Source organism: Sphingobium sp. PAMC28499 (genome assembly GCF_004795815.1).
Taxonomy (GTDB): Bacteria; Pseudomonadota; Alphaproteobacteria; order Sphingomonadales; family Sphingomonadaceae; genus Sphingobium; species Sphingobium yanoikuyae.
Window position 1 is genome coordinate 400,001 of sequence record NZ_CP039248.1, and the last position, 11,859, is coordinate 411,859.

Below are 11,859 nucleotides of genomic sequence, written 5' to 3' on the forward strand. Positions count from 1 at the left end.
TGGACCGAGCTCGACATCTGGCAATATATCCAGCTTGAGGGCATCGAGATCGTGCCGCTCTATTTCGCCGCCCCCCGCCCCACCGTCGAGCGCGACGGCATGCTGCTGATGGTCGATGATGACCGCTTCCCGCTTGAACCGGGCGAAGTGCCGGTCGAGCGATCGATCCGCTTCCGCACGCTTGGCTGCTATCCGCTCACCGGCGCGGTCGAGAGCGAGGCCAGCACCCTGTCGGAGGTGATCCAGGAGATGCTGCTCACCACCACATCCGAGCGCCAGGGCCGCGCCATCGACAAGGATGCCGGCGGCGCCGGCATGGAGAAGAAGAAGCAGGAGGGTTACTTCTGATGTCCGACGTGATCACACAGGACCCCGTCTACCAGACCGATGCGCTGATCGCGCAGGATATCGACGCCTATCTCGACGTCCATCAGCACAAGACCATGCTGCGCTTCATCACCTGCGGCAGCGTCGATGACGGCAAGTCCACCCTGATCGGGCGACTGCTCTATGACAGCAAGATGATCTTCGAGGATCAGCTCGAAGCGCTGCAGGCAGACTCCAAGCGCGTCGGCACGCAAGGCGGCGAGATCGACTTCGCCCTGCTGGTCGATGGTCTCGCCGCCGAGCGCGAACAGGGCATCACCATCGACGTCGCCTATCGCTTCTTCGCCACCGAGAAGCGCAAGTTCATCGTCGCCGATACGCCCGGCCATGAACAATATACCCGCAACATGGTCACCGGTGCCTCCACCGCCGACCTCGCCGTCATCCTGATCGACGCGCGCAAGGGCATATTGACCCAGACGCGGCGCCATAGCTACCTCGCCCATCTGATCGGCATCCGCAACATCGTGCTGGCCGTCAACAAGATGGACCTGGTCGGCTATGACCAGGCCGTGTTCGACAAGATCGTGGCGGATTATGCCGCGTTCGCCCAGAGCATCGGCATCAGCGCCTTCACGCCGATCCCCATCTCCGGCTTCAAGGGCGACAATATCACCGCCCGGTCCGACAACACCCCCTGGTATCAGGGGCCGACCCTGATGGCGCATCTCGAAAGCGTCGAGGTCGATGCCACCACCGCGGCGGCCAAGCCCTTCCGCATGCCGGTCCAGTGGGTCAATCGCCCCAATCTCGACTTTCGCGGCTTTGCCGGCCTGATCGCCAGCGGATCGGTCAAGCCGGGTGACGCCGTGCGCGTGCTGCCCTCGGGCAAGACATCGACCATCTCGCGTATCGTGACGCTCGATGGCGACCTCGACGAAGCGATCGCCGGCCAGTCGGTCACGCTCTGCTTTGCCGACGAGATCGACTGTTCGCGCGGCGACGTCATCGCGGTCGCCGACAATCCGCCGGAGGTCTCCAGCCAGTTCGAGGCGACCATCGTGTGGATGGATGACGAGGCGATGCTGCCGGGCCGGCCCTATTGGCTCAAGATCGGCACGCAGAGCGTCTCGGCCACCGTCCAGGCGCCCAAATATGTCGTCAACGTCAACACCATGGAGCATCTGGCCGCCAAGACGCTGGACTTGAATGCCATTGGCGTTGCCGAACTGGCGACCGACAAGCCGATCAGCTTCGAGCCCTATGCCGACAACCGCACGCTCGGCGGCTTCATTCTGATCGACAAGATCACCAACCGCACCGTGGCGGCGGGCATGCTCCACTTCGCGCTGCGCCGCGCCCAGAATGTCCATTGGCAGGCGACCGACATCGGCCGTGACGCCCATGCCAGCCTCAAGAACCAGACGCCGCGCGTGCTGTGGTTCACCGGCCTCTCGGGCTCGGGCAAGTCGACCATCGCCAATGAGGTGGAAAAGCGGCTCGCGCTGATGAACCGCCACACCTTCCTCTTGGACGGCGACAATATCCGCCATGGCCTCAACAAGGATCTGGGCTTTACCGATGCCGACCGGGTGGAGAATATCCGCCGCGTGGGCGAGGTCGCCAAGCTGATGACCGACGCGGGCCTGATCGTGCTGACCGCCTTCATCTCCCCCTTCCGCGCCGAGCGCGAGATGGTGCGCGAGATGCTTGCCGACGGCGAGTTCATCGAGATCTTCGTCGATACCCCGCTCGAGGTCGCCGAGGCGCGCGACGTCAAGGGTCTCTACAAGAAGGCCCGTTCGGGCAGCCTCAAGAACTTCACCGGCATCGACAGCCCCTATGAGGCGCCCACCAGCCCCGAAATCCGGGTCAACACCGTCGAGATGACCCCGGAGGAAGCCGCCGAGCATATCATCCGCAAGATCATGCCGCTCAAATGAGCAATGTCATGACGGACGCGGACCTCGCCGCCCATCTCGCCGACACCGCCGGCCGCCTGCTGCTGGAGGTCCGTGCCTCGGGCCTGTTCAGCGCCAAGGCGCTCGGCAAGGCCGGCGACCAGACCGCCAACCAGTTCCTCGTCCATGCGCTGCGGGAGCAGCGGGCACAGGATGGGTTGCTCTCCGAGGAGATGGCCTGCGATGGAGCCAGACTTACCCACAGCAGGGTGTGGATCGTCGATCCGGTCGACGGCACTCGCGAATATGGCGAGGAACGTGCCGACTGGGCCGTCCATGTCGGCCTCGCCATCGACGGCGTGCCGACCATCGGCGCGGTTGCGCTGCCCGGCCATGAGCAGGGCATCGTCCTGCGCACCGACCAGCCGCGCGCCATCCCGCCCGCGCCCGAGAAGCTCCGCATGGTCGTCTCCCGCACCCGACCCGCCCCCCAGGCGGTCGCGGTCGCAGAGGCGCTGGGCGCCGAACTGGTGCCCATGGGCAGCGCCGGCGCCAAGGCCATGGCGGTGATCCTGGGCCAGGCCGACATCTACCTCCATGCCGGCGGCCAATATGAATGGGACAGTTGCGCCCCCGCCGCCGTCGCACTCGCCCACGGCCTCCACGCATCCCGAATCGACGGATCGCCGCTCATCTACAACCAAGAAGACACATACATGCCAGACCTCCTCATCTGCAGGCATGAACATGCCGACATCGTGCTGGGGGCGCTGAAGGGCTAGGCGCGGGTCGTCAGTCCGGCACCGACATCGGCGCCCGCCCAGGCGCGCCAGCGACCGCCGTCGGGATCGACCGCCACCCGGTCCGCCAGGTCGAAGATCTTCACTGCCGGTCGATCGACATGATAGGCGGGCCAGTCCGGCTCGGGCGCGCCATGGCGGACGAAATGGGCGATATGATCGGTCATCCGCCGGCCGAGCGCCGCGCGGCGCCCGCGCATCGGCCCGCCCCGCGCAAAGGCAGCGCGCAGGCCGCGCATCGGCCAGGTCAGGGTCAGGTCGAGCCCATGGGCAGCGCCGGCGATCGGATGGCGATAGTCGAAGCGATAGAACCACGTCGGCGCCTGCCCCGACTGGCGATCGGCGAAATGGCGCGTCGGCATCAGGAAGGTGAGATCGGTGGCGAGCGCGCGGCGCCCCGCCTTGTCGCGCGGATAGGTAGCGAGGATGCGCGCGGCGTGATCGGCCGGCAATTGCGCATGGAGCAAGGCTTCGAGCGCCGGCCAGCCGGTCGGCAGGATATCGCCGGGCATCAGTTCGAACAGGCGGATTTCCTCACGCGTGGCGCCGGCGAGCAACGGCACCGGCGCGGCCGGCTCGGCCACCGCATCCGCCAGCGAGGCGGGCAGCAGGTCGCCGTCGAACCAGGGGGCGGCGGGAATAGTGCCGGGATTGGCGACGCCGGCCGCGCCCTGCGCCTCGAACAGGCGGATGAGGTCCATGCCGCGCAGCGCGGCGAGATCGGGGTTGCCGAGCGCCGCCATATAATCGCGCGCCACCTGTTCACTGCGGTCGCGGCCATGGATCAGGCTGACCGCACCGCTCTGCATGATCGCCCCGGCAAAGAGACCGCGCGCGGCAGGCGCATGAAGCAGCAGCGAGACCGACATGGAGCCGGCCGACTGGCCGCCGACCGTCACCCGCGCCGGATCGCCGCCGAAAGCCGCGATATTGTCCCGCACCCAGGCCAGCGCCGCGATCTGGTCGCGCAGGCCGAGATTGGAAGGGATGCCCGGCACGACCGCGCCGAAATTGACGAAGCCCAGCACGCCCAGCCGATAGTTGATGGTGACGACGATGATGTCACCGTCGCGTGCCAGGTCGCTGCCGTCATAGCTATGGCCGCCACCCGCGACGAAGGCGCCGCCGTGAACCCAGACATAGACTGGCAGCGGGCCGGTCGCGTCGTCGGGCACATGGATGTTGAGCGACAGGCAATCCTCGGCAAAGTCGGGCATCGACAGCCGTGCCCGTTTCGCCTGATTGCCATACATTTGCGGACATTGTGGACCGGGACGCGCAGCATCGCGCACATCATTCCAGGGCGTCGGCGCCTCCGGGGCAGCAAAGCGGTCGGCCCGTGCATAGGGAATGCCGCGCCAGCATCGCACGCCGTTCGCCAGGGTGCCGCGCACCGGCCCGGCCGTCGTCGTCACCGTCAATCCGTCCATGCCACGCCTCCCGTCTTGCGGCGAAGATGCTAGGCGGCGCCGGGTGAGGCGCCAACGCACGGGGCGGAGATAGCGGCGGGGCGATGCCCCTGCCCGATCAGGGCTGCATCGACGGGGTGACGACCAGCCGATCGAGAATTTCCGCCATGCGATCGAGCGGATAATCGGGTTCCTGCTGCAGCCACCAGGCAAGAATCTCGACCGTGGCGCTGACCGCGAAGACGATGCGCAGTTCGTCGGGTAGCCAGCCGGCATCATGCGGCCTCTGCTGCGCCAGCTGGCGCGCCTGGTCGGAAAATTCCTGCTTGAGCATGGTCGCTGCGCCGCCGGTCAGGAAGGCGGACCAAAGCGCGCGCCGTTCGGCGACATAAGCGAACAGGGTCATGCAGGACTGGCGCGCATCATCGGCGAACAGGATCGGCAGCGCGCGCTGCAGCAGATCGGCGATCTGTCCGGCCGCCAGATCGTGCAGCAGCGCATCCTTGGACGGATAATGGCGGAAGAAGGTGGCGTAGCCGACCTCCGCCTCGCGCGCGACCTCGCGGATCGTCACCTGATCATAGGGGCGGGTTTCCAACAGGTGGAGCATCGCGTCGAGCAGTTGGCGGCGGGAGCGCAGCTGGCGCGCGTCGGTCGGCAGATTATCCATCGGGGCCATGGCTTAGGGCCTTCGCACCCGCCTGAACAGAGGGGAGGATCGCCGGGCCGATGATCCGCCCCCGCCCCATTGCCCGGCGCCCCTGCCCGACTAGGGTCCGGCCCGACAGGAGAGGAAGCACGCCATGGACAACCGGATCGAGACGCTGATCGCCAGGGAAGAGATCAGGGAACTGGCCCAGCTCTATTCGCGCGGGGTCGACCGGCAGGATTTCGCGCTGATCCGGTCGCTCTACACCGACGACGCGACCGACAGCCATGGCGCCTATTATGACGGGCCGGTCGATGGCTATGTCGCCTTTCTCGAAGCGTCGCTGCCGCACATGCATATCGGCAATCATTTCGTCTGCAACCATCTGGTCGAGGTCGACGGCGATACCGGCGAAGGCGAGGTCTATGCCATTGCCTGGCACCTGATCCCCGACGGCAAGGGCGGGCTGCTGCACGACATCCAGGGGGTGCGCTATATCGACAGCTATCGCCGCGTCGATGGCCAGTGGCGCTTTGCCAAGCGGGTGGTGAGTTTCGACATGAAGCTGCTGCAACCGGCCGCCGACCATGGCGACAAGCCGGTGCCGGTGAAGGATCCCAGCTATGCGCTGCTGGCGCCGCTGTTCGCGCGCGGGGCCGGCCGCTAGCCGCTTCGCCGCAGCGATGTCGCCGCCGCTTCCTTGACAGTCAAATCAACAATCCTGTTGATGATCGCCAAGAAGAGCGGCGCGACAGGCGCCCGCTGGAGCGGATGATGGCCTTTTCGACGATCGACCTGACGCCGCGCATCGGCACCGAGATCCGGACCGACGCGGCAACCCTGGTGTCGGGCAAGCATGCCGACACGATCCTGGCGCTGTTGCAGCAGCGCGGCGTGCTGATCGTGCGCGGGCTGCACATGAGTCGCGAAGATCAGCTGGCCTTTTCCCACACGCTGGGCCGGGTCCAGCCCCAGGGCGAAGGCGGCATCTTCAAGGTGACGATCGATCCCAAGGAAAATCCGGGCGCCGAATATATCAAGGGCGCCTTCTTCTGGCATATCGACGGAGCGAGTGACGACGTACCCAATTTCGCCGCGACGCTGAACGCCAAGTCGCTGTCCAGGACCGGCGGCAGCACCTATTTCGCCAACACCTATGCCGCCTGGGACGACCTGCCCGACGAAGAGAAGGCCGCCTATGACGGGTTGCGCGTGGTCCACAGCTTCGAGACGTCGCAGCGCTATGTGAACCCCGAACCCACCGTGGCGGAGCTGAATTTCTGGCAGATGCGCACGCCCAAGGTCCATCCCTTGGTCTGGACCCATGAGACCGGGCGCAAGTCGCTGGTGCTGGGGTCGACCGCCGACCATATCGAGGGAATGGACCCGGCGCAGGGCCGCGTGCTGCTGTCCCGGCTGCGCGAATGGGCGATCCAGCCGCAATTTGTCTATCGCCATGACTGGACGGAAGGCGACCTGCTGATCTGGGACAATAGCGGCACGATGCACCGGGTCGATCCCTATCCGCTGGAAGAAAATCGCATGATGCACCGCACGACGATCGAGGCGATCGAGCAAATAGTCGGCGCCTGAAAGCGACACCGAAATTGACATATAGGAAGGAATTGCGATGACGAGGTCTCTCAACGGCCGCACGGCCGTGGTCACGGGTTCGGGTTCGGGCATTGGTCGCGCGATCGCGCTGCGCCTGGCCGAAGATACGGCGAAGATCGCGGTGTGGGACATTAATGGCGACGGCGCGGCCGAGACGGTCAAGCTGATCGAGGCGGCCGGCGGCACCGCCATCGCCATCACCGCCGATTGTTCGGACAAGGCGGCGATCCATGCGGCGGCAGAAGAGACGCGGGCGAAGCTGGGGCCGATCGCCATCCTGGTGAACAATGCCGGCATCGCCCCCTTCACCCCGTTCATGGACATTGACGACGATCTGTTCGACAAGGTCATCCACATCAACCTGCGCGGCCCCTATCTGCTTACCAAGGAAGTGCTGCCCGACATGCTGGCCGCCGGCTGGGGTCGGGTGATCAACATCACCTCCTCCTCGGTCCAGTCGGGCTCCTTCGCCCAGGGCCATTATGTCTCGTCCAAGGGTGGCCTGATGGGCATGACCAAAGCGCTGGCGCTGGAATTCGCGCCGAGCGGCGTGACCTTCAACATGGTGCCGCCCGGCTTCATCGATACGCCGATGCTGCGCGCCGCGCCGATCGACGCCGACGCCTTTGCCCAGACGCTGCCGATGAAGCGGATCGGCAAGCCGGAAGATATCGCCGCTGCCTGCGCCTATCTGGCGTCGGAAGAGGCCAGCTACATCACCGGCCAGACGATCAGCACCAATGGCGGCCGCTATATGGGGTCGCATTAACAGGACCGCATCGGGCGATGAGAGCCGGGACGCTTGCATGGGCGGCCCGGCCATTTATGCTCCGACCATGGTCCAGAAACGTCGCGTCGGCGCCGAAAGCTCCGAAACCCGCGCCCGGATCGTGGAGGCCACCGAACAGGTGATCCGCGACGAAGGCTATGCCGCCGCCAGTTCGCGCCGGGTGGCGCTGCGCGCCGAACTGCCGCCCTCGCTGGTCCATTATTATTTCCCGACCACCGACGACCTGCTGCTGGCGGTGTTCCGCCGCGGGGCCGAACAGAGCGACGCGATGATCGAGGCCGCGCTGACCAGCGCCGATCCGGTGCGGGCGCTGTGGCGCTTCTTCTCCGACCCCAGCCGCAACGCGCTGGCGATGGAATTCGTCGCCATGGCCAATCATCGCAAGGCGATCCGCGCCGAGATCGCCCGCCACAGCGAAGCGATGCGAGATCGCCAGGCGCAGTTGATGGAGCAGTTGCTGGGCGATCGACTCGCCGATCACAAGGTGACGGCGGCGGGCCTAAGCCTGTTGCTCGCGGCGGTGGGCCGCACGTTGGTGATGGAAGCCGACATGGGGGTCGCGAGGGGCCATAGTGATGCCCGCGCTTCGGTCGAGGCGCTATTGGACGAATTGCTGCCGCCCGAAAAATGAGAGGTATTGATTTTTCCATGCAAGCATGTTGAACATGTGTTCAAACGCGCAGGGATGCATAGGAGAGCAAGGCATGTCCGCCACCACCATTACCCGTTTCGTGCATGAAGATATCAAGCCGAGCATCGGCAGCCGCATCCTCAACAGCAAGGAGGAGCTGCTGGCCGGCGAACTGGCGCCGCAGATTCGCGAGCTGCTGGAACAGCGCGGCGTGCTGGTCTTCCCGAAGATCGACTTCACCGACGAGGAACAGATCGCCTTCACCAAGACACTGGGCGCCTTTGCCCCCGAGCATCGCGGCGGCGAGGAAATCCACAAGATCACCCTCGACGTGAAGGAAAATCCGCAGAGCGCCGAATATCTCAAGGGATCGCTCTACTGGCATATCGACGGCACGATGAACGATGTGCCGATCCTCGCCTCCTTGCTGTCGTGCAAGGTGCCGGCCACCTGGGGCGGCAATACCGGCTTCTGCAACACCTATGCCGCCTATGAGGCGCTGACCGACGAGCAGAAGGCGGAGTATGAGACGCTGCGCGTGATCCACTCGGTCTGGGCGACGGTCTTCTATTATGAACCCGAACCCAGCCTCGCCAAGCTGAAGGGCATGCGCCAGGTCGGCGAGAATGAGCTGCCGCTGGTGTGGAACCACAAGTCGGGCCGCAAATCGCTGGTGCTGGGCTGCACCGCCCAGCGGGTCAAGGATCTCGATCCCTATGACAGCGCCGAAATCCTGGTTGGGCTGCGCGAATGGGCGACCCGCGAGGAATTCAGCTACAGCCATGAATGGAGCGTCGGTGACCTGGTCATCTGGGACAATACCGGCACCATGCACCGGGCCGAGAAATATGATCCCGACTGCAACCGCATGATGCACCGCACCAAGCTGCAGGGCGAAGAACCCTTCGAATAAGGATCGGCCCCACCGCCTTTCCACGCCCGCCGCCCCACCGGGTTGGCGGGCGTTTTGCCCTGCCCTCGGAGCATCGTCATGAGCACCCCGCTGACCTTCGGCTATCTCTATGATTTCCGGAACCCGCCCCAATGGCAACGGCGCCCGGCCGATCTCTATGCCGAGATACTGGATTTCGTCGCCTGGAGCGAGACGGCGGGCTTTGCCGGTGCCTGGGTGCCCGAACATCATGGCGCGCAGGATGGCTATATGCCCACGCCCAATGTCGCGCTGGCGGCGATCGCGGCGCGCACCAGCAAGATCAGGCTGGGATCGGCGATCGCGCTCGCCCCGCTCTATCATCCGGTCCGCTTTGCCGAGGAATGCGCGGTGCTGGATATCCTGTCCGACGGCCGGCTGGAGATGGCGCTGGCAATCGGCTATCGCCGCCGCGAGACCCAGGCCTATGGCGTCGATTTCGGCAAGCGCGGCGCGCGCTTCGATGAGTTCCTCGCGATCGTCCAGCAACTCTGGGCCGGCGAGACGGTCGATTTTACCGGGCAACATTACAGCATCGCCGGCGCAACCCTACGCCCGGCCGCGCCGCGCGGCCGCATCCCCCTCTATATTGGCGGCTTTGCTGAAAAGGCGCTGGCGCGGGTGGCGAAATATGCCGACGGCTATTTCGGCAATGAGGAGGTATGCGGCCTCTATGCGGACAAGCTGCGCGCCGAGGGGAAAGACCCGGCCGCCGCGCGCATCCGCATCCAGAGCCTGTTCACCCTGGTCGCCGAAGACCCCGAGGCGGCGATGGCGGAGATGGCCCCCTATTTCCACCATGTGAACGAGACTTACGGCGCCTGGCTGGCCGAGGATCAGGCATCGGGCATCGACAAGGTGGCGCTGAAACCCACGTCGCTCGACGCCTTCAAGCGCAGCGGCATCCTGCAGATCCTGACACCCGACGCCGCGATCGACCATTTCCGCGCAATGCAGCAGCGCATCAATCTCGAGCATATCATGATGATGATGCCGCCCGGCCTGCCGCCTGCAAAATTCCAGCCCTATGCCCAGTTGTTCGCCGACAGGGTGATGCCCGCCTTCTGAAGGGCGGCGTCAGTTCCCCTGCAAGGCGCGGCGCAGCGCCGCGAGGCGCAGCGCCTGGAGCGCCTGCATCTGCGGCGTATCGGGCCCGGCCAGGCCGAAGCCATGATAGGCGCCGGGCGTGATATGCAGCTCGACAGCGATGCCGAGCGCCATCAACCGGCGGGCGAAGTCGATATCCTCCTCCAGAAACAGGTCGAGCGCGCCGACACTGATGAAGGCGGGCGGCAGGCTGGACAGGTCGGGGCAACGGGCCGGCACGGCGTCGCTCGGGACATGATCGGTTCCCGCTTCCTGCCCGAGCAGCGCGCCCCAGCCATAGCGGTTCTGCGCCGGGGTCCAGACGAACCGGCCGGTGACGGGGTGGAGCGGTGCGCTGCTGCCGGTGCGATCGTCCAGCATCGGCGCGTCGAGCAGCATGAAGCAGATCGGATAGGCGCCAAGGTCGCGGGCATGGATCGCCAGCGCCACGGCATGGCCGCCGCCCGCGCTCTCACCGCCGACCGCGATGCGGCTGGGGTCGATGCCCAGCGCGTCGGCCTGGTCATGCAGCCAGCCGAGCGCGGCGTAGCAATCGTCGCGCGCGCCGGGGAAAGGGGTTTCGGGCGCCAGCCGATAGTCGACCGACAGGACGATACAGCCCAGCTGCGCCACCCAGGCCCGGTTGGACAAGTCGCTCATATCGGCCATGCCGAGCACGAAGCCGCCGCCATGGATATGGAGATAGGCCGGCCGCAGCGCGTCGCCAATCGCCTCGGCCGGGCGATAGAGCAGGCAGCGCACATCGGGCGATCCGGGCGCGCCGGGCAGGAAGACTTCTTCGCGCTGCACGGCGGCCAGCGCTTCGGGCATCGGCTCGGTCGCGCGGGTGGCAAAGGGCTGGCGGAAGGCAGCGATAGTCTGGTCGCTGAGATCGAGCGGCGGGAAGAGGTCGAGCGCCGCGCGCAATTCAGGGGCCACCAGTTGCCGCGCCTCGTCCATCGTCCCGTTTCCTCTATTGAGCGTCGCGCGGCCGGTCATAGGCGGCGCCATCGAAATGGTCGAGCGGCACCAGAGGTTCGGCGGTGAAGTCGATCACCCGGCCGACGCGGATCGCATGGACCGCATTTTCCGGCTGGAAGGTGAAGCAGTTGGGCGGCACGCGGGTCGCGGTCGATTGCCGCTCCATCGGGATCAGCCGGCCATTGGCGAGGATCGTGCCCCATTGCAGCAGCCGGGCCGCCTCGCGCGGGGGTTCTTCCAGCGCATCGATCCACGGCCGCAGCTTCATCAGCGACTGGCCGGCAATGTCGGCTGGCGCGGTCATGACATGGCTGCGATGGGCGACCTGCAGCAGCGGCATGCCATCGCGTCTGATTTCCGCCACGGCCTCGCCCTCAATCGGGTCGCAGGCCAATATCTCGTAGCGGGTCGGCGCCGCGTCACCAGCGTGCGCCGCCGCCAGCACGGCCAGGTCGTGCAAATGGGTGCAGTTCGCCTTCTTCTCGCCGCGCGCGGCCGCCTCAGCCAGCGCGACACCGGTGAAGGTCGCCTGAAGCACCGCCGGCGCGCCCGGACAGGTGGTCCAGGGCACCCGCTCCATGATCGCGTCGACGCCGCTGATGCGCGCGCCGTCATGGTGCAGGATGACGGCCATGCTGTGATAGTCATCCTCGACTGCCGCCGTCACCCGGCCGGGCAGCGGCGTCACCAGGAAGCGACGGCGAAAGCCGGGCAGCATGTCCAGCATGCCGCTGTCCATC

General features: G+C 66.1%; 13 protein-coding genes (1 of these 13 running past the window's edge). 9 read left to right on the forward strand and 4 right to left on the reverse strand.

Annotated features, from left to right (window positions below):
• The 3 genes in view from cysD to E5554_RS01975 are tightly spaced (at most 8 nt apart) and all read left to right on the forward strand, a layout consistent with a single transcriptional unit that may run on beyond the window.
• A protein-coding gene (cysD, locus tag E5554_RS01965; RefSeq protein WP_136185816.1) for a sulfate adenylyltransferase subunit CysD crosses the window boundary here: on the forward strand, nt 1-348 show its 3' portion. Its footprint begins 558 nt before the window's first position; the window shows 348 of its 906 coding nt (coding positions 559-906); the start codon falls outside the window, past its left edge; the stop codon is at nt 346-348.
• The gene (cysN, locus tag E5554_RS01970; protein WP_136185817.1) at nt 348-2,270 is read left to right on the forward strand and encodes a sulfate adenylyltransferase subunit CysN; all 1,923 of its coding nucleotides are present in this window, start codon (nt 348-350) and stop codon (nt 2,268-2,270) included. Before cysD ends, cysN begins: the two co-directional genes overlap by 1 nt.
• 8 nt (nt 2,271-2,278) lie before the next feature.
• Complete coding sequence (locus E5554_RS01975) at nt 2,279-3,010, forward strand: 3'(2'),5'-bisphosphate nucleotidase CysQ (protein ID WP_281729015.1); 732 nt, start codon at nt 2,279-2,281, stop codon at nt 3,008-3,010.
• On the opposite strand, the gene E5554_RS01980 is transcribed toward E5554_RS01975, so the two are convergent.
• Nucleotides 3,007-4,458, reverse strand: coding sequence for a carboxylesterase family protein (locus E5554_RS01980; RefSeq protein WP_136185819.1), 1,452 nt, complete (start codon nt 4,456-4,458; stop codon nt 3,007-3,009). The two genes, E5554_RS01975 and E5554_RS01980, sit on opposite strands and share 4 nt — an antisense overlap.
• Before the next feature lie 97 nt (nt 4,459-4,555).
• Nucleotides 4,556-5,116, reverse strand: a complete 561-nt coding sequence (locus tag E5554_RS01985) for a TetR/AcrR family transcriptional regulator (RefSeq protein ID WP_136185820.1) — start codon at nt 5,114-5,116, stop codon at nt 4,556-4,558.
• 124 nt (nt 5,117-5,240) lie between these two features.
• Between E5554_RS01985 and E5554_RS01990 the strand changes: the two genes are divergently transcribed.
• The 6 genes from E5554_RS01990 (at nt 5,241) to E5554_RS02015 (ending at nt 10,120) form a co-directional block, all read left to right on the forward strand.
• Entirely contained in the window at nt 5,241-5,753 is a 513-nt protein-coding gene (locus E5554_RS01990) for a nuclear transport factor 2 family protein (protein ID WP_136185821.1), read from the forward strand.
• Nucleotides 5,754-5,857: 104 nt separating this feature from the next.
• Nucleotides 5,858-6,679 carry a TauD/TfdA family dioxygenase gene (locus tag E5554_RS01995; RefSeq protein WP_210729791.1) on the forward strand — a complete coding sequence of 274 codons (822 nt, stop codon included), beginning with the start codon at nt 5,858-5,860 and terminating at the stop codon, nt 6,677-6,679.
• Nucleotides 6,680-6,716: 37 nt separating this feature from the next.
• Nucleotides 6,717-7,469: a 3-oxoacyl-ACP reductase family protein gene (locus tag E5554_RS02000; RefSeq protein WP_048939222.1), complete on the forward strand. Its 753-nt coding sequence runs from the start codon at nt 6,717-6,719 to the stop codon at nt 7,467-7,469.
• 37 nt (nt 7,470-7,506) lie between these two features.
• Entirely contained in the window at nt 7,507-8,121 is a 615-nt protein-coding gene (locus E5554_RS02005) for a TetR/AcrR family transcriptional regulator (RefSeq protein WP_136185822.1), read from the forward strand.
• A gap of 73 nt (nt 8,122-8,194) precedes the next feature.
• On the forward strand, nt 8,195-9,034 hold the full coding sequence (locus E5554_RS02010) for a TauD/TfdA family dioxygenase (protein ID WP_037512962.1): 840 nt from the start codon (nt 8,195-8,197) through the stop codon (nt 9,032-9,034).
• Nucleotides 9,035-9,112: 78 nt separating this feature from the next.
• Entirely contained in the window at nt 9,113-10,120 is a 1,008-nt protein-coding gene (locus E5554_RS02015; RefSeq protein ID WP_136185823.1) for an LLM class flavin-dependent oxidoreductase, read from the forward strand.
• 9 nt (nt 10,121-10,129) lie between these two features.
• Here the strand turns inward: E5554_RS02015 and E5554_RS02020 are convergent, their stop codons facing one another.
• Together E5554_RS02020 and E5554_RS02025 are read right to left on the reverse strand one after the other, a co-directional pair.
• Nucleotides 10,130-11,137 (reverse strand): alpha/beta hydrolase, encoded by a 1,008-nt coding sequence (locus E5554_RS02020; protein WP_247594355.1) that lies wholly within the window; start codon nt 11,135-11,137, stop codon nt 10,130-10,132.
• Nucleotides 11,112-11,858: a DUF2889 domain-containing protein gene (locus E5554_RS02025; RefSeq protein ID WP_136185824.1), complete on the reverse strand. Its 747-nt coding sequence runs from the start codon at nt 11,856-11,858 to the stop codon at nt 11,112-11,114. Before E5554_RS02025 ends, E5554_RS02020 begins: the two co-directional genes overlap by 26 nt.
• Between the last annotated feature and the right edge of the window lies 1 nt (nt 11,859).

What these genes read in the sequence shown, in the direction of transcription:
- cysN (WP_136185817.1), top strand. Translation starts at nt 348, where the DNA reads ATGTCCGACGTGATCACACAGGACCCCGTCTACCAGACCGATGCGCTG.
- E5554_RS01975 (WP_281729015.1), top strand. Translation starts at nt 2,279, where the DNA reads ATGACGGACGCGGACCTCGCCGCCCATCTCGCCGACACCGCCGGCCGC.
- E5554_RS01980 (WP_136185819.1), bottom strand. Translation starts at nt 4,458, where the DNA reads ATGGACGGATTGACGGTGACGACGACGGCCGGGCCGGTGCGCGGCACC.
- E5554_RS01985 (WP_136185820.1), bottom strand. Translation starts at nt 5,116, where the DNA reads ATGGCCCCGATGGATAATCTGCCGACCGACGCGCGCCAGCTGCGCTCC.
- E5554_RS01990 (WP_136185821.1), top strand. Translation starts at nt 5,241, where the DNA reads ATGGACAACCGGATCGAGACGCTGATCGCCAGGGAAGAGATCAGGGAA.
- E5554_RS01995 (WP_210729791.1), top strand. Translation starts at nt 5,858, where the DNA reads ATGATGGCCTTTTCGACGATCGACCTGACGCCGCGCATCGGCACCGAG.
- E5554_RS02000 (WP_048939222.1), top strand. Translation starts at nt 6,717, where the DNA reads ATGACGAGGTCTCTCAACGGCCGCACGGCCGTGGTCACGGGTTCGGGT.
- E5554_RS02005 (WP_136185822.1), top strand. Translation starts at nt 7,507, where the DNA reads ATGGGCGGCCCGGCCATTTATGCTCCGACCATGGTCCAGAAACGTCGC.
- E5554_RS02010 (WP_037512962.1), top strand. Translation starts at nt 8,195, where the DNA reads ATGTCCGCCACCACCATTACCCGTTTCGTGCATGAAGATATCAAGCCG.
- E5554_RS02015 (WP_136185823.1), top strand. Translation starts at nt 9,113, where the DNA reads ATGAGCACCCCGCTGACCTTCGGCTATCTCTATGATTTCCGGAACCCG.
- E5554_RS02020 (WP_247594355.1), bottom strand. Translation starts at nt 11,137, where the DNA reads ATGACCGGCCGCGCGACGCTCAATAGAGGAAACGGGACGATGGACGAG.
- E5554_RS02025 (WP_136185824.1), bottom strand. Translation starts at nt 11,858, where the DNA reads ATGGACAGCGGCATGCTGGACATGCTGCCCGGCTTTCGCCGTCGCTTC.